A 20,133-nucleotide genomic window follows, 5' to 3' on the forward strand; every position below is an offset into this window, starting at 1 on the left:
AACAACCGATTAAATTTTTTGTACGCATTGGAAGCCGCGCACAGGTTAAAAACAACAACCTGAAATCAACCACTGAAAGAGGCATGATTGGCTAAGCGGCCACACTGTTTGTAGAGCGACCGACCTTCCCTGGTACAGTTCTCTCCTCTAGCGGTATAATATTAAATGCCGCATCGGGCAACAGAATTTTTCGACAAAGACTTCCGCCCCACAGTCATACCAGAGGAGTACGCCATGAATAAAGACCAAGAAAGCAGGATCGTCGATTTTAGCGAGCGCTGTAAAGCCGCGATCTGGGGGGAGTTCGTAGGGGATGCGCTCTGCCTCGGTTCGCACTGGATATACGATCTTAACGAGCTTAAGAACCGGTTTCCTGAAGGTGTCACCGGCTTCGAGGCCCCCGTCGAAGGACACTACCACTTTGGCAAGCACCCAGGCGACTTCACCCACTACGGCGACGCCGCCCTGTTGATGCTGCAGAGCATCGCCGATAGAGGGTTCTTCACCCCACAGGATTTCGGTGCGCGTTTTGTGGCCCTCTTTTCCTCCCCCGACTACCATGGCTATCTCGACCATGCCACCAAGGGGACCCTGGAGAACTTCCGCCCCTATGCTGACAAGTTCCCCGACAACCCGTTTCACTTCCAGGCAGGAGCCGACGACGACCAACCCGCTACCGCCACGCGCCTGGCGCCGGTGGTCGTGGCGCACGCCGAAGACGACGAACTGCTCAGGGCCGTGGAAAGTGCCACCCGGGTCTGCCAAAACAACACCCGCGCCGTGGTGTACATGAAATGCCACGCCCTTATCATCGAGGCGCTCCTCGGCGGGAGCGGGCTTCCCGAAGCAGTCAAATCGGCGGCGAGCTCGGTGGCAGGCGAGCCGGAATTCGGCAGGGAATTGAGCGCTCTGGTGGAGGGGGTATTCGGCAGGCTCAGCGAGGACGTTCGCGAGGTCACCCTCGACGTTGGCCAGTCCTGTCCGCTTACCAGCAGTTTCCCGGCCGCCTTGCACGCCGCCATCAAGTTCCAGGACGACCCGCGTCGTGCGTTTCTGGAATGTGCCAATGCCGGCGGAGACAACGCGGCTCGCTGCGCGATGATCGGCACCTGGCTCGGCGCACGGTTCGGCATGAGTGCGGTCCCCGAGCAGTGGCGGAACCGGCTCACCGCGCGGCAAGAGATCGAGCAGTGCATCGACCGGATCGTGAAGCACCTGGAATCGTGACCGAGCCAGGGAACCTCCCCCCATCTCGGGCCGAAGCTTCATTTTGAGGAGGGGCGCGGGTCCGGGGTTAATGGGAGGCGTCTTAGTTTGACGCGACAGAAAGGGGAGAACGTACGCTACTTCAGGTGTTTCCACCCCATCCGCCGCCGCGGCCAGCAACAAAAGAGATGCCACCTGCCGATAAAATTTATCGGAAAACTAAAATTATAGGATTGACATATCAGGGGCAAAACTGCTAAGGTGACGCGTCTGCGGATGATCCCGGATAAAAACATCAGATGTATTATGGGAGAAGTAAGTAAATGGTAAACGGAACTGTGAAGTGGTTTAACGACAGCAAGGGATTTGGCTTTCTTGAGCAGGAAAATGGCGAGGACGTGTTCGTACATTTCTCCGCTATCAACGGCGACGGCTTCAAGTCCCTGACTGAAGGCGAGAGCGTGTCCTTCGAAATCGTGAAGGGGCCGAAAGGTCTTCAGGCAGCTAACGTTACCCGGATCTAGTTATAGCGTAGAACTTTAAAAAAAGCCTCGGAGCAATCCGGGGCTTTTTTTGTGCCCGTTTCGGTCCCCTCTCCTGCCAATCCTCCACCTACCCAACCAAAAACCTCGCATCAGGAATTCCAGGAACAGCGCGGTCTTTAGTCGCTGTCAGCGCTGGAACGCGCTCTCCATTGGAAAAGAGTTCTTCCGGAAATTCCTGGGAAGCTCAGAGCTCCCTTCCACGAAGCGCTGCGGCTGACCTCAGGTTCCCCACTTTGAAAAAGGGGGACAGGGGGGATTCGGTTTTAGTCGGCCCGTAAGTCCACAGAACCTAAAGCCCAAAAAGCGAATCCCTCCTGTCCTCCCTTTGCTAAAGGGAGGGACGTTAGGGCAGCGGCGTCAGAGAAGCGGGAACTGGCAGGCTCAGGTTACCGGTTTCGAAAATCCAGCAACATTCCTTACAGAGGAACTCCCACGATCAGCTGCGGTGTCGATTCGAGAGTCTCCCCTGCCGCCGTCAGGTAGAGCGCCCCTTCAGTCACCGTTACCTCCCAGGCGATCATCCGCTCCAGCGTGGCCACCAGGCCGGCCAGGAACGTCGCATCCAAAGAGACAATGCTGAGGTTCCGGCACCCCGCCAGCTTCGCCTGGTGCTGTCCCAGCCACTGCGCCTGGTTCCTGCCGAAACAGAACAAGACGGTGCGGCCGACGTGGCGGCAGGCCTTGACCAGGCGCTCCGGGTCGGGGAGACCTACTTCCACCCAGAGTGTTGGTCGGCCATCCGGACCGATGACCCACAGGTCAGGTTCGTCTCCCGAGCCGACCCCCTTGGTGAAAACGAGACCCTCCTGGTAACAGAGCAGGTAGGCCAAAAGGCGCACCACCAGGCGTTCCTCGGTCTCGGAGGGGTGTCGGGCGATGGTGGTCTGCAGCTGCTCGTAAACCTGGCGGTCCAGGTCGGAAAGCTGGATCGATGCGCGATAGATGGTCGAGGGGAGAGCCATTCAGGAGGACCTCTTGGATAGTGTGGTTATTCTTCTTCGGTTTCAGCTGCGGCGGGGGTAAAGCCGCGCAGCCACTCGTGCCAATTAAAGCCGGCGAAATCGACGAGCAGTGCGGTGGGGATGAAGGTGTCCAGTTCGCTGATCCTCTGCCCCAAAAGCGCCTGGGTGAAGTCCCGGACCAGGGCCACCTCCTGCCGGATCATGGAATCGAAGGGGGCGCGCACCCCCTCTAGCTCGAGAGGGTCGCTGTCGGTGAAGTTGAGCGTGCACCATTCGTCGTGCAGCACCTCGCCAGTTACATCGATGAGCGGCAGGCCGTGCAGCCGGCAGGTCATGGGCCGGTTCTGGTAAACCAGGCAGCGGCCGTTATCGTCGAGGAGCACGCACGGTGTCTCGTCCTCGTCCGGCATCAGCGCCTCCCAGTCCTCCTCGAGACGCTCATTCAGCACGAAGGGATGCCGGAACTCCGGCCACTGTTCCCGCATGAGCTCGAGGCGTGCGCGGCACTTCGCCAGTACGAGTTCCCTGGTCTCGGCCGGCAGCGTGGCGAAGCCGCACTGCAAGACGTAGGCGTCCAGCATGGTGATGTCGAAGAGCGACCGGCAGCAGCAAGAGCAGCCGCTCTGGCAGGCGATGAGCTCCGGGTAACGCTCGCTGCTCAGGGCGAACCAGCGGTCGATCTGCTGCAGGAGTTCCTGGTACTTCTGTACGGTACGTTCCATAAGCCTTTAAGTAGTTGCCACGGAGGCACGGAGTACACGGAGAAAACCTTGAAATCGACGATAACCAAAGAGAGCTAAATCTAACCCGGAAGGCTCGCTTTTCTCCGTGGTGTCCGTGCCTCCGTGGCGGAATCAGGTTCAAAAAAAGAGGCGGCGCGAACTATCTCGGGCCGCCTCTTTTTTATTATGCGGTTACAACCGATACCTAGGCAAGGATCTGGGCTTTGGTGAAGATCGACTTGAGCCAGTAACCCTCTTTCTCGATGTTCTCGCGGCCGCCTTCCTCACGGTCCACCAGGGTCACCACGCCAAGCACTACCAGCCCCTCCTCCTCGGCGCGCTTGATCGCCTTCAGGGAGGAACCGCCGCTGGTCACCACGTCCTCGACGATGACCACCTTGGAGCCCGGTTTGAAGTTCTTGCGCCCTTCCAGCCAGGCGCCGGTACCGTGCCCTTTGGGCTCCTTGCGGATGATGAAGGCCGGGATGGGTTTCCCTTCCAAAAAGCTCACCACCGAGGTGGCGGTTGCGATGGGGTCGGCCCCCAGGGTCAGCCCCCCTACCCCTTCCACACCCTCGACGTCGCGGATCGCCTCGAAGAAAAGCTTACCGGTCAGGTAACCACCTTCCGGATGCAGCGTGGTCTGTTTGCCGTCGAAGTAGAAATCGCTCTGGCGCCCGGAGGCCAGCGTCACGTTTCTCTTCTCGTAGGACAGTTCGATGATGATCTTCTTCAGGCGCTCCAGTTCGGTCATTTTTTCTCGGTCTCCTTTTCGAATAGTGGCATCTGCGGCTCTTCGTCCTGAGCGAGGCGCGGGAATTTAACCGGGTAGCCCCCGGTAAAGCAGGCGTGGCAGAAGCTCTCCTTGTCGGCGCCCACCGAGGCCATCAGCCCCTCCTCCGAGAGATACCCCAGGGAGTCGGCGGTGATGTAGCGGCGGATCTCGTCGATGGAGTGCGAGGAGGAGATCAGCTCCTTGCGGTTCGGGGTGTCGATCCCGTAGTAGCAGGGGTAGCTGGTCGGCGGCGAGGAGATGCGCACGTGCACCTCGGCGGCGCCGGCATTGCGGATCATCTTCACGATCTTCCTTGAGGTCGTGCCGCGCACGATGGAGTCGTCGATGACCACCACGCGCTTGCCCTTCAGTACCTCGCGCACCGGGTTCAGCTTGATCTTCACGCCGAAGTGACGGATCGCCTGCTGCGGCTCGATGAAGGTACGCCCCACGTAGTGGTTGCGGATCAGGCCGAGTTCGAACGGGATCCCCGACTCCTCCGCGTAGCCAAGTGCCGCCGGCACGCCGGAGTCCGGGATCGGGATCACGATATCGGCATCGACCTTGTGCTCGCGCGCCAGCTGGCGACCCTGCTCCTTGCGCACCTGGTAGACGTTCTTGCCGAAGATGTGCGAGTCGGGGCGGGCGAAGTAGACGAACTCGAAGATGCACGGGGTCGGCTGGACCTTCTTGAGCGGGAAGTACGAAGTCAGGCCGTTTTTGTCGACGTGCACCACCTCGCCCGGTTCGATCTCGCGGATGAACTCGGCATCGATGAGGTCGAGCGCACAGCTCTCGGAGGCTACCACGTAGGAGCTCCCGAGGCGGCCCAGGCAAAGGGGACGGAAACCGTTCGGGTCGCGTGCCGCGATCATCCGGGTTTCGGTTAGGAACAAGAGGCAGTAGGCGCCCTGGATGCGGTTCAGGGCATCGGTGAGGCGGTCCAGCAGCGAATTGGCCTTCGAGGTCGCCAGGAGGTGGACGATTATCTCGGTGTCCATGGTGGTCTGGAAGATGGACCCGTAAGCCTCCAGCTCGTCCTTGATGATCTGGGCATTGACCAGGTTGCCGTTGTGGGCCACGGCGATCGATCCGCGGGAGTAATCCACGTTGATCGGCTGCACGTTCTTGATCACCGAAGAACCGGTGGTCGAGTAGCGGACGTGACCGATGGCCGAGCGTCCGGGAAGCGATTTGAAGATTTCCTGGTTGCCGAACACGTCGGCCACCAGCCCCATGCTCTTGTGAGCATGCAGGTTGACTCCGTCCGAAGAGACGATGCCGCAGCTTTCCTGACCGCGGTGCTGCAGGGCGTAGAGCCCGAGGTAGGTGAGGTTCGACGCCTCCGGGTGGTTGAAGACACCGAAAATGCCGCACTCTTCTTCAGGTTTATGCATCAACATTTCGTCCACGAAAATTGCTCCTTATGTGACTGCGACTCTCAGCTTTTACAGGTTCTGCTTCACGTACTGCGCCGCGTTGCGGAAGAAGACCAGGCCGGCACCTTCCTCCGGCAGTTCCTCGCGCGTCCAGCGCGGATGCTGGGTGCGGTGCACGAAAGCCTCGGGGTGCGGCATGAGCCCCATCACGCGGCCGGTCTCGTCGCAGATGCCGGCGATGGCGTTGGTGGAGCCGTTGGGGTTTTCCGGAAACTCCATGGTGGGGGCGCTGTAGTTGGCATCGGAGTATTTCAGGCAGGCCAGGTGCTTGTTCTCGATGGCTTCCAGGGTCTCGGGCGCATCGACCAGGAACTTCCCCTCGCCGTGGCGTATCGGGAGGTAGACGCCCCCCTCGATGCCGCGGGTGTAGACCGACGGCGAGGAGGCATCGACCTTCAGGTAGCACCAGCGGTCCTGGAAGCGGCCGCTCGCGTTGTAGGTAAGGGTCGCGGTCTGCTTCACATAGTCGCTTCCCAGGGCCGGGAGCATCCCCATCTTCACCAGGAGCTGGAAGCCGTTGCAGACCCCCAGGACCAGTTTCCCGTCGCCGATGAAGCGCAAGAGCTGCTCCAGGATCGGCTCGTTGCTGCCGGCGACCGCTGCGTAGCGGAGCCGGTTGGCCTGCGCCTTTGCGGAGCCCAGGTCGTCACCGTCCAGAAAGCCCCCGGTGAGGTTCAAAAAGTGGTAGTCGTCCAGGCTTACCTCGCCCGTCATCAGTTCCGAGATGTGGGCGATGCGTGCCTCGTCAAAACCGCCGAGCCGGCAGGCGTGGGCCGCCTCGGTCTCGCAGTTGGTACCGTTACCAGTTATGACCAGCGCTTTTGCCTTTGTCATCAAATATCCTCTAATAGGTGCCGGGCGAAAAATTCAGCTTCTCATTATCGCACAACGGGGATTTTTTTTGTCCACTTAAATATATGGCGTTCTGCATACCCAGGCGTTGCTCTCTACAGCTCCCGAAGCGGCGCCTGCCAGGCTTCCTTCAATTCGGCAAGCTGAGCCTTGACGACCCCGGCACCGTTTAAGCCGGTCACCGCGAAGCTCTGGTCGCCGCGCACCTCGCCGATCTTCGCGCAGACGTTGCCGGCCAGTGCCGCCTCGAAGGCAGCCGCCTTCTCGGGACGCACGGTAACGAGCAGACGCGAAGCGGATTCGGAGAAGAGCAGCACCGCGTCGCTCTTTTCTGCTGCCGCGCCGGCAAAGGCCACCTTGCCGAGGTCGAGCTGCACGCCGTACCCGCCGGCAAAGGCCGACTCGGCAGCGGCAACGGCCAGGCCGCCATCGGAGAGGTCGTGGCAGGAGGCTACCAGCCCGTCGTTGAGCGCTTTGTGGTAGGCGCGGTAACTCGCCAGCGCCGCCTGGGCGTCGACCTTCGGTACGCTGTTGCCGACATGCCCTTTCTGAGCCAGGTACTCGGAGCCGCCCAGCTCGTTCCTGGTGACACCGATGAGGTACACCAGGTCGCCCGGACGCTTCACGTCCATGGTGACGGCCTTGCGGGCATCTTCCATCTTGCCGATGACGGAGAAGAGCAGGGTCGGCGGAATGGAGATCTTGGTGGTGCCGTCGTAGAAGTCGTTCTTCATCGAGTCCTTGCCGGAGATGAGCGGCAGGGAGAAGACGGTGCAGTAGTCGTAGAGCGCCTTGTTGGCGCGCACCAGCTGGGCCATCTTGTAGGGGCCGTCCGGGGTGCGCTCGGAGAGGACCGGATCGCACCAGCAGAAGTTGTCCAGGCCGGCCACGAGGTCGAGGGAGCCGCCCACGGCCACGTAGTTCCTAAGCCCCTCGTCGATGGCGTTCGCCGCCATGTGGTAGGCGTCGATGTCGCTGTAGCGCGGGCTGATGCCGTGCCCGGTCACCACCGCCTCGAAGGAATCGAGGATCGGCCGCACCACGGCGGCATCGGAGGGGCCGTCGTTGGCGACACCGGTAAACGGCTTCACTACCGAACCACCCTGGACCTCGTGGTCGTAGCGCCTGACCACGCTCTCCTTGGAGCAGATGTTGAGCGAGGAGAGGAGCCCCTTAAGGTCGCCGGTGTAGTCGGCGGCCGGCGTGAGCGTCGGCTCCGGGTGTACCGGCTGCTCCCAGCGCGCCGGGATCTGCATGGGGGGGAGGCCGCCGTGCAGGAAGGAGAGCGGCAGGTAGGCCACGGTCTGCTCGCCGTAGAGCATGTGGAAGATGCCGGAGTCGGTGAAGGTACCGAGAACGGTGGCCTCAACGCCGAAACGCTTGGCCATCTCCAGGAACGCGTCGATCTGCTCGGGGGGAACGGCGAGGCTCATGCGCTCCTGGGCCTCGGAGATCAGGATCTCCCAGGGAGCGAGCCCCGGGTACTTGAGCGGCGCCTTGGAGAGGTCGACCTGGCAGCCGCCGCACTCCTCGGACATCTCGCCAATCGAGGAGGAGAGCCCCCCTGCCCCGTTGTCGGTGATGAAGCGGTAGAGGTTCTTGTCGCGGGCCCGGATCAGGAAGTCGAACATCCGCTTCTGGGTGATCGGGTCGCCGATCTGCACCGCGGAGACCGGCGAGTTCTCGTTTAGCTCCTCGGAGGAGAAGGTGGCGCCGTGGATGCCGTCCTTACCGATGCGGCCGCCGGTCATGACGATCAGGTCGCCCGGTACGATCCGCTTTTGGTGCCCCGGCTCGCCGTTCACGGTAGCCGGCATGAGCCCTGCTGTGCCGCAGAAGACCAGCGGTTTTCCCGCGAAGCGGTCGTCGAAGACGATGGAGCCGTTAACGGTCGGGATGCCGCTTTTGTTGCCGCCGTGCTCGACCCCCTCGACGACACCTTCGAAGATGCGGCTGGGGTGCAAGAGGCGCGTGGGAAGCGGCTTCTCGTAGAAGGGATCGGCGAAGCAGAAGACATCCGTGTTGAAGATGAGCTTCGCCCCTTTGCCGGTGCCGAACGGGTCGCGGTTCACGCCGACGATCCCGGTGAGCGCCCCGCCGTAGGGGTCGAGCGCGGACGGCGAGTTGTGGGTCTCCACCTTGAAGACCAGCGACCAGTCGTCGTTGAAGCGGATCACCCCGGCGTTGTCCTTGAAGACGGAGAGGCAGAAGTCCTTGTCGCCCAGGGCGGCGCGCACGTCGGCGGTGGTCTTCTGGATGTAGCTCTTGAAGAGCGAATTGATCTTCTCGGTCTTCCCGGTGCCGTCGTCGTACTCGACGTCTGCGGAGAAGATCTTGTGCTTGCAGTGCTCGGACCAGGTCTGCGCCAGGGCCTCGAGCTCCACGTCGGTCGGCTGCGCACCGAGCCCCAGCTTCTCACGGGTCTCGCGCACCTTCGCATCGCGGTAGTGGGCCTGGATGATCTTCATCTCGTCCAGGGTGAGCGCCAGGACCCCGTCGCGGCTGATGCGCATCAGCTCCTCGTCGGAGACCTCGAGATCGACGGTGTTCACCTCGACCTTCGCCTCGACCTGCACCTTGGGGACGAAGGTGGCGACGCCACCCTTGGCCCTAAAGGAGGCGGCGTCCAGCACCTGGTAGCGCTGGATGAGGGTGTTGCACAAAAGGCCGGTGGCGATCTTCTCGATCACTTCGGCGGAAAGCTTCCCGGAGATGAGGTACTGCACCGAGGTGTAGACCCCCTCCCCCGCCGAAAGCGGGCGCCCGGTCAGGTAGGCGATCGCCTCGCCGGCGGTACGACCGACGTTGTCGGTGACGCCGGGGCGGAAGCCGACCTCGACCAGCCAGTCGAAGCCGTGGGCCGCTGCCCTGTCGATGCTGTACCCCTGGATGACGGGGTCGCTGAAGGGGCCCGCCGCCACCGCCTCGAGCTCCTCGCTGGAGAGCGGTACGTCGACCGTGTAGACGTCGATGGTGCGCACCTGGTCCACGCTCAGGTGGAGAAAGTGCTCGATCTCCCGTTTGATCCGTTCGCCGCGCGGGTCGCGGACCTCGTCCTTGAGCGTTATTTCAATTCTGTGGGGCATGGTTGGTGTCCTTTTCGAAGAAAACCGTCCGCGTCGGGTACGGGATGTTGATGCCGTTTTGTGCGAAGCTCTCCAGGATGGCGCAGTTCACCCTGTCGGTGACGCCGAAGACCGTGGTGTAGCTCTCGGTCCAAAAGAGCAGCGTAAGGTTCAGGGCGCTGTCGCCGAAACTGGTGAAGAAGGCCTCGGGTGCCGGCTCGGCGAGCACGCCGGGGACCGCCTTGGCGGTATCGACCAGGACCCTCTTGGCGAGCATGACGTCGGTGCCGTAGGCGACCCCCAAGACGACCTTCCCCTTGCCGCGGGAGTCGGGGAGATCCTGGTTGATGAGGAGCGTGTTGCAGAGTTCGGAGTTGGGGACGATCAGGTAGCTGTTGTCCAGGCTCTTGATCTTGGTGCTCCTGAGCCCGATGTCGATGACTTCCCCCACCTGGCTCCCCAGCTGGATCCGGTCGCCGATGCGAAACGGCAGGTCGATCATGAGGGTGAAGCCGGAGATCATGTTCGCGAGGGTGTCCTTGGCGGCGAGGCCGATGGCCAGGGAGCCGACCCCCAGGGCGGTCACCAGGGAGAGGATGTCGTAGTTGAAGTGCTTTAAGGTGATGATGAGCGCGGTGCCGAAGAGGAAGATGCTGCCGATCTTCTGCACCAGGGGGATCAGCTGCCGGCTCATCTCCTCGCCCGCGAGCCTTTTGCCGTAGCGCTTCAAGGCCTCGTCCATGAGCCGGTAGGCGCAGGTGGCCAAAAGGCAGATGTTGACGATGAAGAGGATCCCTGAGATGACCAGGTGCAGGCGCTCGGGAAGCGGCAGACGCCGGATCGCGACGTAGAGGCCTGCGGTGTTCACCAGGGCCAGAAGCGGAGCGCAGATGCGCGCCAGGGTCGGCTCGTCCCACTCCCCCTTGGTCACCTGGTTCACCCGGTGGGCGACCCGGGCAACGAGCAGCGCCGCGAACCTGGAGACCAGGTAAGCGGCGCCGACGATCAGCACCGAAATGAGCATCTGCTTGGCCCAGAAGAGGTAGAAGATGTCACCTTCGTCCGGGAGGAAATAGCTCCAGATATCAGCCACCGAAAACCCTCGTGAAGATGGTGTCGACATGCTTCATGTGGTAACCCAGGTCGAAGGCTTCCTTGATCTCCTCGGCCGGCAGGAACCCGGTCACCTCGGCATCGTTTAAAAGCTCGGCCTGGAAGTCCTTACCTTCCTCCCACACCTTCATGGCGTTTCTCTGCACCAGGGCGTAGGCCTTCTCGCGGGAGGCGCCCGCCTCGGCGAGTTTCAAGAGCACGCGCTGCGAGAAGATGAGCCCGCGCATCTGGTTCAGGTTGCGCATCATGTTCTCGGGGTAGACGACCAGGTTCTCGATGAGGCCGATGGCGCGGTTCAGCATGAAGTCCATGAGGACGGTGGCGTCCGGGCCGATGATGCGCTCGACGGAGGAGTGCGAGATGTCCCGCTCGTGCCAAAGCGGCACGTTCTCCATGGCGGAGACTGCGTAGCCGCGGATCAGGCGCGCCAGGCCGGTCAGGTTCTCGGAGAGTACCGGGTTGCGCTTGTGCGGCATCGCGGAGGACCCCTTCTGCCCCTTGCTGAAGAACTCCTCGGCTTCCAGCACCTCGGTGCGCTGCAGGTGGCGGATCTCGACGGCGAACTTCTCGATGGAGGAGGCCACGATGGCGAGGGTGGTGAAGTATTCGGCGTGGCGGTCGCGCTGCAGCACCTGGGTGGAGCACGGCGCCGGCTTAAGCCCCGCCTTCTGGCAGACGAAGGCCTCGACCTGCGGGTCGATGTTGGCGAAGGTGCCGACCGCGCCGGAGAGCTTGCCGTAGGAAATGGTCTCGAGAGCCGCCTGCATGCGCTTTAAGTTGCGGGCCATCTCGTCGTACCAAAGGGCCATCTTGAGGCCGAAGGTGACCGGCTCGGCGTGGATGCCGTGCGAGCGCCCCATCATCGGGGTCATCTTGTGCTCGTAGGCGCGCTTCTTGATGGCGACCATGAGGCGCTTGATGTCCTCGATGATCAGCTCCCCCGCTTCCTTCAACAGCATGGCGAAGGAGGTGTCCAGGACGTCGGAAGAGGTAAGTCCCAGGTGGACGAAACGGGAGTCGTCGCCGATGTAGTCGGCCACCGAGGTCAAGAAGGCGATCACGTCATGCTTGACGGTGCGCTCGATCTCGTCGATGCGGTCCACGTCGAACGAGGCCTTGGCCTTGATCCGGTCCACGGCGTCCTGGGGGATCCTCCCCATCTGTGCGTGTGCCTCGCAGGCGTAGATCTCGATCTCAAGCCACTTCTGGTAGCGGTTCTCCGGTTCCCAGATACGGGCCATTTCAGGACGACTGTAACGTTCAATCACGAATTCTTCCCCCTTGCATTGGTAGCTGTTTCAGATTTTGTATAAAACACGAAAATCCACGGCACCGCTCAAAGAAGCGGCATACGCGGATCAAACAAATCCCCTCTGTTTATCTCAAGCTGTGTCAAAAGCAGGACCATAAGAGTTGAACCAGCTGACTTTACAGGATCGTGAACTAAATGTCGAGTACTCCGCTTGCCTGGTACTGGTTCCCCAGGAAAAGCTGCGGGCCGCAGAGGTTCTGACCGTTCACCAGGCTCGTCGCGGCCAGCATGGCCAGGGAGGGGTCGTTGTTCACCTCGGAGAGGTGCGACAGGAAAACCCCTTCCAGCCCGGCATGGAGCAGCTCCTCCAAAAGCGCGGCCCCTTCCGAATTGGAGAGGTGACCGTGCCGCGAGCGGATACGCTGCTTCAGGTGCCAGGGATAGGGCCCGTTTTGCAGCATCTCCTCGTCGTGGTTGAATTCAAGCACCAGCGCGCGGCAGTTCTTCAGTTTTTCGCAGGTAAGACGGGTGGCGATTCCCAGGTCGGTGGCGAACCCGATGCACCCCTCGCTCCCCTCGATGCGGTAGCCGACCGGGTCGGTCGCGTCGTGGGTGATCGGAAAGGGATCGATGCCGAGCCCCTTGAAGGCAAGCGGGGTCCCGGGGTCGAACTCGACGAGGTCCACCTTGCCGATGACGTGACGCGCCGCCTCGTGGGTACGCGACGCCATCAGTACGGGGATCTTCAGGCGCCTGGCCAGGGTGCCGACGCCGCGGATGTGATCAGTGTGTTCGTGGGTGATGAGTATGCCGTCCAGCGTTTCGGGGGCAACCCCGATGGAGGCCAGCCTGTTCAGGGCCTCCCTGCCGGAGAGCCCGGCATCGATCAGGAGACGGCAGGAGTCGGTTTCGAGAAAGAGACAATTCCCCTTGCTGCCGCTTGCCAAAAGGCAAAGCTTCATCAATCCCTCCAGGAATGGATACCGCTGCAATCAAAACCCCAACCAGCCGACGGAAAGACGGGGAGCGCGAGACCGCCGGCACGCTACGTGCCGCGGGCGATGCTCTCATCGTTTCACAAAAAACCTCGGCACGACGCTGTGGTGAGGGATCGGGAAGTAGTGTTGCCTAAAAAGGAGTGAAAAACCTAAGTTATATACAGGAAACGGGCGGGAGATTCAAGGTTATCTTGCTGAGATGCCGTTAACGGAGCAGCTTGGAGTAGTCGGCGATGTTCTCGCCCAACATGGGATTGAGCGGCAAGAGGATGTGGAAGGTGGAACCGGGCATCTTGTCCGGGTTGTAGCCGGTCGACTCCACCCAGATCTCGCCGCCGTGCATGTCGACGATCCCCTTGGCGATGGAGAGTCCGAGCCCCGCCCCCTTGGCCTTGAAGGCGACCTTGCCGCTCGAATGCTCCTGGATGTTGCCGACCTCGTAGAACTTGTCGAAGACGCGCAGCTGGTCGTCGCGGTCGATACCGATGCCGGTGTCGGTAATCGTGATCTCCAGGAACAGGTGGTGCTCCCGCCCGGCGGCGAGGGCGGCTGCCTGCGCCTCGGAGACCTGCGCACCGCGCAGGAGGTACTTCGCCGAACTCGCGATGGTGATCCGCCCGCCGTCCGGGGTGAACTTGATGGCGTTACCAAGGATGTTGGAGAGAAGCTGCATGAGCCTGAGGGCGTCGCCGCGCAGCGTCGGGATCGATTCGTCCAGGTTGACCACGACCTCCTGCTTGCGCATGGAGAAGAAGAAGCGCAGCTCGTTCACCGCCGCCTCGATGAGCCGGTTCAGCTGGATGTCCTCCATCTTGAGCTGGAGCCTCTTCTCGTCGATGAGCGAGACGTCGACCATGTCCTTCACGATGTTGTCCAGCCGGCTTGCGGCGTTGCTTATGTTGGTGACCATCTCCATGACCGTCTTGTCGACCCGGTCGGACATGTCGGTGATGATCAGTTCCGAGTACCCCATGATGACGGTAAGCGGGGTCTTAAGCTCGTGGGAGGCAAGCCCCAGGAAGGAGTCTTTCATCCGGTTCAGGCGCGCCAGGTCCGCCGAGCTCTTCTCGAGGTTCGCGATGATCTCGCGCTCGCGGGTCACGTCGCGGAAGATCGCCTGCACCAGGGTCTCGCTGCCGCTTTTGATGGCGGTCGCGTGCAGCATGGCCACCATCACCCCGCCCCCCTTCTTTAAAAGCTGCATCTCTTCCTGGATGTGCGCGCCGCTCGCCGCCTCGCGGAAAATGCGCTGCAACTTGGGGATGTTGCCGATGTTAAGGAGCAGCAGCATCTTGGTGAGCGGCAACCCAACCAGCTCGCGCGCCTCGTAGCCGAAGAACTCCTCGGCCATCTTGTTGACCATGCGGATCGACTCGTCGGCCCCGATGACCAGGATGGCGTCGCTTGCGTCCTCCATAAGGGACTTGTAGAGCTCCTCGGAGCGCTCAAGGTCCGCACTCATGGTCTCGAGCTTGCGGTAGGAGTCATGGAGCTCCTCGAAGGTCTTCTCCATGTCCTGGTAGTTCTTCTTGATCTGCTCGTCCCTGTGCTTCAGGAACTGGGACATCAGGTTGATGTTGCGGGCCAGCTCGTTGAATTCGGGAACCCGCACCTCGCCGATCTGGGTGTCGAAGGCCCCTTCCGAGATCTGCTTCACCCCCTTCAAGAGGGTGGAGATCGGAGACATGACGTACTTCTTCACGAAGATGACCACCAGCGAGAAGCTGACCCCGAGCGCCATGCAGAGCAGGTACAGGGTCTTGAAGATCATCCCCCTCACCTTGTCGAAGACGACCTTCTCGCTGAACCCTACGTGCGCCAGGGCGACCGTCCTGCCGTCCGCGGCCTTGACGGGGACCGCCGAATCGTAGTAGGACCCCTCCTGCCCTTCAACCGTGAGGGTCAGGCGGCTCTGGGTCTTGGTCTGCTCGGGTGAGACGGGTAACGACGGCAGGGAGAGGTAGTGGGAATCGCTGGCGAAGAGGATAGTGCCCTTGGTATCGGAGACGATGCAGTAGGCGAGGTCGGAATTCCCGGCCATGATCTCACGGCACTTCTCGGAAAGACCGGTCATATCCTTGAGGTCGAGGCCGAGGTTCAGGACTTTCTCGATGTTGACCTTGAGCGCACTGGCAAGGCTGCGCGAACGCAGGTTGAGGGCGTTCACCTGGTCCTTGCGCAACGCCATGATATCCATTCCGGATCCGACAAAGATAGTCAGGAACAGGATCAGGAAGGAGAAGAGCGTTATGCGTTTTTCAAGCGTCATGTTCATCTATGAGATACGTTCCAAACCTTGGGAGTCACAGGGTAGAATGCCGGATACTCCAGCATAATTTCCCCGACTCGAAAAGTCAATAATTATCCGGATTTATTGTCTCAAGACAACGTGATGCGCATCACAATAACTGATATAACAGGTCTGCTGAGCTACATCCGTGCTATCGACGCCCGGCTAACTTTTCTTGAACAAAATTGTTGACTGTCGCGCGTGCGTCCGTATACTATGGCGGTTGAGAAGTAAATCTTAATTATAATCCAGGGAGGAGCACATGGCTTTACGAGTAGCGATTAACGGTTTCGGCAGGATCGGGCGTTGCGTCCTGAGGGCGGCTGCCCAGGATCAGAACATCGAATTTGTCGCCATCAACGATCTCACCGATGCCAAGACACTGGCCCACCTGTTGAAGTACGACTCGGTACACGGCGCTTTCCCGGGCGAGGTGAAGGTAGAGGGCGACTCCATCGTCATTAACGGCAAGGCCGTGAAGGTCCTGGCCGTCCGCAACCCGGCCGAGCTCCCCTGGAAAGAGATGAAGGTCGACGTGGTACTCGAGTCCACCGGCCTGTTCACCGCCAAAGAAAAGGCGGCCCAGCACCTCACCGCAGGCGCGGCCAAGGTTATCATCTCCGCTCCGGCCACCGACCCGGACCTCACCGTGGTCATGGGGGTGAACGACAAGGAGTACGACAAGACCAAGCACCACATCATCTCCAACGCCTCCTGCACCACCAACTGCCTGGCACCGGTCGCCAAGGTCCTGCACGAGACCTTCGGGATCGAGAAGGGCCTGGTCACCACCGTACACTCCTACACCAACGACCAGAACATCCTCGACCTGCCGCACAAGGACCTGCGCCGCGCCCGCGCCGCCGCCCTCTCCATGATCCCGACCACCACCGGCGCCGCCAAGGCGGTCTCCCTGGTGCTTCCCGAACTTAAGGGCAAGCTGGACGGCATGGCGATCCGCGTCCCGACCCCGAACGTCTCGGTCGTCGACCTGGTCGTGACCCTTTCCAAGCCCGCCGACGCCGAGCAGGTCAACGCCGCCCTGAAGGCCGCCGCAGAAGGGGCGCTCAAGGGGATCCTCGGGTTCTGCACCGAGCCCCTGGTATCCATCGACTTCAACGGCAACGCCCTCTCCTCCATCGTCGACGCATCCTGCACCAAGTCGATTGCCGGCAACATGGTGAAGGTGATCTCCTGGTACGACAACGAGGCAGGCTTCTCCAACCGCGTCGTCAGCCTGATGAAAATCCTGCTCTAACGAACAGGCGCAACCGCAGACCATAAGAGACGGGGAGGGTTTACTCTCCCCGTCTTTTTGCCGCTTTCGCGCCGAGGTCCCGCCCTCCCCTTTTACGGGCGAGTGTCAAAGCGGGTTCGCGCCACGGCGCCTTGTGCACCCGGAAGCGGACACCTGCCGGCCAGGCGCGGAAAGGGGCGGCTCTGCGTTTCACAGCATTACCCGTTTTGGGGAAATTCCCGTCATACATCAGGAGGGACCATGTCAATTCGCTACATCGACGAGATAGACAACCTGGCCGGCAAGAAGATCTTCATGCGCGTCGACTTCAACGTGCCGCTGGACGAAAACCAGAACATCACCGAGGACACCCGCATCCGCGCCGTGCTCCCCACCTTGAACTACGCGCTGGACCAGAAGGCCAAGATCGTCCTCGCCTCGCACCTGGGCCGCCCCAAGGGTGAGCGCAAGGAGAAGTACTCCATGGCCCCGGCCGCAAAGCGCCTCTCCCGCCTTTTGGGCAAAGAGGTGAAACTCGCCCCGGACTGCATCGGCCCCGAGGTGCGCGCCATGGTCGACGCCATGCAGCCGGGTGACATCCTCATGCTGGAGAACGTCCGTTTCTACCAGGGCGAGGAGAAAAACGACGCCGACTTCGCCAAGGAGTTGGTGAACGGTTGCGAGATCTACGTAAACGACGCCTTCGCCGTTTCGCACCGCGCCCATGCCTCGGTCGAAGCCATCGCCAATTTCATCCCCGTGGTGACCGCGGGCTTCCTGATGAAAAACGAGATGAACTACTTCGACAAGGCGATGCAGAACCCGATCCGTCCGCTGGTCGCCATCCTGGGGGGCGCCAAGGTCTCCGGCAAGATCGAGGTACTCGAGAACCTGTGCGACAAGGTTGACAAGATCATCATCGGCGGCGGCATGGCCTTTACCTTCCTGAAGGGGTTGGGTTACAACGTCGGCAAGTCGCTCGTCGAGGACAGCCTCATCGACACCGCCATGGCTACCTACCAGAAGGCCCGCGAGAAAGGGGTCAAGTTCTACCTGCCGGTCGACTGCGTGGTCGCCGACCAGTTCAACCCCGCAGCCGAGACCAAGGTCTGCACCATCCAGGAGATCCCCGAAGGGTGGATGGCGCTGGACATCGGGCCGGCCACGGTGACCCTCTTCGCCGAGGCGCTGCAGAACTCGAAGACCATCGTCTGGAACGGCCCGATGGGTGTGTTCGAGATGGACGCCTTCTCGCGCGGCACCTTTGCCATGGTCTCGGCCGTGGCCAATTCCTACGCCCTGACCATCGTGGGGGGCGGCGATACCGACGTCGCGGTGCACCGTGCCGGTGAGTACGCGAAGATCAGCTACATCTCCACCGGCGGCGGCGCCTTCCTGGAACTCCTGGAAGGAAAGAAGCTCCCGGGCATCAAGGTCCTCGAGGACAACGGGCACAAAAACTAGGGTTTCCCGGACAACGGCGCGGGAGAGAGGTCGGGGCAGCCCCCTCCCCTCTCCCGCACCTTCACAGGTCCGGACTGCAATGTAATTACCTAAACAGTTTTCTTCATCACCTTTTGGAGGGGATTCATGCGCAAACCGGTAATCGCTGGCAACTGGAAGCTTTACAAGACGAAGCAGGAGGCACTCTCCCTGGTCGAGGAACTCGCCCCGCTGGTGGCGGATGCCGGCCAGGTCGAGATCGTGGTAGCTCCCGTGTTCACCGTGCTCCCTTCGCTGGTACCCGCAGTGGCCGGCACCCAGATCAACCTGGCAGCCCAGGATGTCTTCTGGGAGGAAGAAGGCGCCTACACCGGCGAGGTATCCTCGAGGATGCTTCTGGATGCCGGTGCCAGCTACGTCATCATCGGGCACTCCGAGCGCCGCGAGTATTTCGGCGAGACCGACGAGACGGTCAACAAGAAGATCAAGGCAGCCCTCAACGGTCCGCTCATCCCCATCTTCTGCATCGGCGAGACCCTGGCAGCGCGGGAAGCCGGCGAAACCTTTAAAGTCCTCGAGCGCCAGGTGAAAGGCGGTCTGGCAGGGATCGGCGCAGCCCAGTTCGCGCCGGTCATCATCGCCTACGAACCGGTCTGGGCTATCGGCACCGGCAAGACTGCCACTGACGCCCAGGCGCAGGAGGCGCACGCCTTCATCCGCGGCGTCGTCAGCGAACTCTACGGTGCCGCGGCAGCCGGAAAAGTGCGCATTCTCTACGGTGGCAGCGTGAAGCCGGAGAACGTCAAGGGGCTCATGGCCTGCAGCGACATAGACGGCGCACTGGTAGGTGGAGCAAGCCTCAAAGCAGCGTCCTTTGCCTCCATTGTGAACTTCGGACAATAAAGGGCTTTGTTTTTTCCGAGAACTATGCTAAATATGCACGTTGAAATTTCTCGGAGGTAACACGTTTAATGACAATTTTACTGGTAACTCTGCACGTCGTCGTCTGTCTTGCCCTGATCGTCGTCGTACTGCTTCAGTCCGGAAAAGGTGCCGAGATGGGCGCTTCGTTCGGTGCAAGCGGCAGCCAGTCGGTCTTCGGCGCTGGTGGCGGCAACACCTTCATGAGCAAGGTCACCACGAGTGCGGCGATCATTTTCATGCTGACGTCCCTGTCCCTGGCCTTCATCTCCGGCAAAGGGAGCAGCTCTTCGATCATGTCGAAGGCACCCAAGGCTAAGCCGGCCCCCATGGGCGGCATGCCGCTGCAGAAGCCCGCAGCACCGGCCGTTCCCGGCGCAGCACCTGTTGCACCGGCTGCACCCGCAGCACCCGCAGCACCGGTTCAGCCGGCTCCTGCACAGAAATAAAAAAAAGATTTGTACTTTTTGGTTGACTTCTTTCTGAGCTAATGATAAATAACGAGGACTTCTTGCCGAAGTGGTGGAATTGGTAGACACACCATCTTGAGGGGGTGGCGGGCGATAGCCTGTACGAGTTCGAGTCTCGTCTTCGGCACCAACGAATCACAAAGAGCGCCCTGGTCAAAACGACCAGGGCGCTTTTCGTTTTATACAGTTCTTTCCTCCCTGATTACCACTCCCCTATTCCGTATTTCTCAATAAATCCAGTTCCCAGCAACAAACCTTTATCTGCATGAACTCGCGTTCCGCCGTCGGGGCCCCGTCCCCATGGCCGAAGGGGTGGGCGTTACGGACGGCGCAGCAGTCCCTTTCACCAGGGTAGCCACCGCTAATAGCGCGGAGATAGTCGTTATTAGCAAAGGGGTCATCGTTATTAGCAAGGGGTCATCGTTATTAGCGAGGGGGTGGTCGCTAATAGCGAGGGGGTGGTCGCTAATAGCGAGGGGGTGGTCGCTAATAGCGAGGGGGTGGTCGTTATTAGCGAAGGGGTGGTCGTTATTAGCGAAGGGGTAGTCGCTATTAGCGAGGGGGTGGTCGTTATTAGCGAAGGGGTGGTCGCTATTAGCGAGGGGGTGGTCGTTATTAGCGAAGGGGTGGTCGTTATTAGCGAGGGGGTGGTCGTTATTAGGGAGGGGGTGGTCGCTATTAACGAAGGGGTGGTCGCTAATAGCGAGGGGGTGGTGGATCTTCCCCGATCTTGTGGACAGTCCGAAAAGCTGCTAAAACCGGCAGCACGGAGGGACTGTCATGGCAAAGAAGAGGAAGACGTATTCCAGGGAATTCAAGGTTGAAACGGTTAAGCTCATCACC

The 20,133-nt window shown here is 61.0% G+C and carries 17 protein-coding genes and 1 tRNA gene; 8 read left to right on the forward strand and 10 right to left on the reverse strand.

The window, feature by feature from the left end; all coding sequences use genetic code 11:
* The first annotated feature begins 234 nt into the window (after positions 1-234).
* On the forward strand, positions 235-1,227 hold the full coding sequence (locus GMST_RS12030; protein ID WP_183354897.1) for an ADP-ribosylglycohydrolase family protein: 993 nt from the start codon (positions 235-237) through the stop codon (positions 1,225-1,227).
* A 302-nt stretch (positions 1,228-1,529) separates the two neighbouring features.
* Positions 1,530-1,730, forward strand: a complete 201-nt coding sequence (locus tag GMST_RS12035) for a cold-shock protein (RefSeq protein WP_183354898.1) — start codon at positions 1,530-1,532, stop codon at positions 1,728-1,730.
* Positions 1,731-2,167: 437 nt separating this feature from the next.
* On the opposite strand, the gene GMST_RS12040 is transcribed toward GMST_RS12035, so the two are convergent.
* From GMST_RS12040 to GMST_RS12085, 10 genes are all read right to left on the reverse strand, one after another.
* Positions 2,168-2,713, reverse strand: a complete 546-nt coding sequence (locus GMST_RS12040; RefSeq protein WP_183354899.1) for a YaeQ family protein — start codon at positions 2,711-2,713, stop codon at positions 2,168-2,170.
* A gap of 26 nt (positions 2,714-2,739) precedes the next feature.
* The gene (locus GMST_RS12045; RefSeq protein ID WP_183354900.1) at positions 2,740-3,435 is read right to left on the reverse strand and encodes a YkgJ family cysteine cluster protein; all 696 of its coding nucleotides are present in this window, start codon (positions 3,433-3,435) and stop codon (positions 2,740-2,742) included.
* A 205-nt stretch (positions 3,436-3,640) separates the two neighbouring features.
* Positions 3,641-4,189 (reverse strand): orotate phosphoribosyltransferase, encoded by a 549-nt coding sequence (gene pyrE / locus GMST_RS12050; RefSeq protein WP_183354901.1) that lies wholly within the window; start codon positions 4,187-4,189, stop codon positions 3,641-3,643.
* On the reverse strand, positions 4,186-5,613 hold the full coding sequence (gene purF / locus GMST_RS12055) for an amidophosphoribosyltransferase (RefSeq protein WP_183354927.1): 1,428 nt from the start codon (positions 5,611-5,613) through the stop codon (positions 4,186-4,188). The genes pyrE and purF overlap by 4 nt, the downstream gene beginning before the upstream one ends.
* A 45-nt stretch (positions 5,614-5,658) precedes the next feature.
* On the reverse strand, positions 5,659-6,483 hold the full coding sequence (locus tag GMST_RS12060) for a phosphoribosylformylglycinamidine synthase subunit PurQ (protein ID WP_183354902.1): 825 nt from the start codon (positions 6,481-6,483) through the stop codon (positions 5,659-5,661).
* 113 nt (positions 6,484-6,596) lie between these two features.
* Entirely contained in the window at positions 6,597-9,587 is a 2,991-nt protein-coding gene (locus tag GMST_RS12065) for a phosphoribosylformylglycinamidine synthase subunit PurS (RefSeq protein WP_183354903.1), read from the reverse strand.
* Complete coding sequence (locus GMST_RS12070; protein WP_246399504.1) at positions 9,571-10,659, reverse strand: mechanosensitive ion channel family protein; 1,089 nt, start codon at positions 10,657-10,659, stop codon at positions 9,571-9,573. The genes GMST_RS12065 and GMST_RS12070 overlap by 17 nt, the downstream gene beginning before the upstream one ends.
* On the reverse strand, positions 10,652-11,947 hold the full coding sequence (gene purB, locus GMST_RS12075; RefSeq protein WP_183354905.1) for an adenylosuccinate lyase: 1,296 nt from the start codon (positions 11,945-11,947) through the stop codon (positions 10,652-10,654). Before purB ends, GMST_RS12070 begins: the two co-directional genes overlap by 8 nt.
* 175 nt (positions 11,948-12,122) lie before the next feature.
* The gene (locus GMST_RS12080; protein WP_183354906.1) at positions 12,123-12,893 is read right to left on the reverse strand and encodes an MBL fold metallo-hydrolase; all 771 of its coding nucleotides are present in this window, start codon (positions 12,891-12,893) and stop codon (positions 12,123-12,125) included.
* Between the two features lie 241 nt (positions 12,894-13,134).
* A complete protein-coding gene (locus tag GMST_RS12085; protein WP_183354907.1) occupies positions 13,135-15,204 on the reverse strand; it encodes an ATP-binding protein in 2,070 nt (689 codons plus the stop codon).
* 277 nt (positions 15,205-15,481) lie between these two features.
* On the opposite strand from GMST_RS12085, the gene gap reads away from it, so the two are divergent.
* The 6 genes from gap to GMST_RS12115 all read left to right on the forward strand — a co-directional run bounded on the left by gap (position 15,482) and on the right by GMST_RS12115 (position 20,114).
* Positions 15,482-16,477: a type I glyceraldehyde-3-phosphate dehydrogenase gene (gene gap / locus GMST_RS12090; RefSeq protein WP_183354908.1), complete on the forward strand. Its 996-nt coding sequence runs from the start codon at positions 15,482-15,484 to the stop codon at positions 16,475-16,477.
* Between the two features lie 240 nt (positions 16,478-16,717).
* Complete coding sequence (gene pgk, locus GMST_RS12095) at positions 16,718-17,920, forward strand: phosphoglycerate kinase (protein ID WP_183354909.1); 1,203 nt, start codon at positions 16,718-16,720, stop codon at positions 17,918-17,920.
* A gap of 126 nt (positions 17,921-18,046) precedes the next feature.
* Entirely contained in the window at positions 18,047-18,802 is a 756-nt protein-coding gene (tpiA, locus tag GMST_RS12100; protein WP_183354910.1) for a triose-phosphate isomerase, read from the forward strand.
* Positions 18,803-18,870: 68 nt separating this feature from the next.
* Complete coding sequence (gene secG / locus GMST_RS12105; RefSeq protein WP_183354911.1) at positions 18,871-19,269, forward strand: preprotein translocase subunit SecG; 399 nt, start codon at positions 18,871-18,873, stop codon at positions 19,267-19,269.
* A 64-nt stretch (positions 19,270-19,333) separates the two neighbouring features.
* Positions 19,334-19,420, forward strand: a tRNA-Leu gene (locus tag GMST_RS12110).
* Between the two features lie 307 nt (positions 19,421-19,727).
* A complete protein-coding gene (locus GMST_RS12115) occupies positions 19,728-20,114 on the forward strand; it encodes a hypothetical protein (RefSeq protein WP_183354912.1) in 387 nt (128 codons plus the stop codon).
* Positions 20,115-20,133 lie beyond the last annotated feature (19 nt).

The organism is Geomonas silvestris (assembly GCF_014193515.1).
GTDB lineage: Bacteria > Desulfobacterota > Desulfuromonadia > Geobacterales > Geobacteraceae > Geomonas > Geomonas silvestris.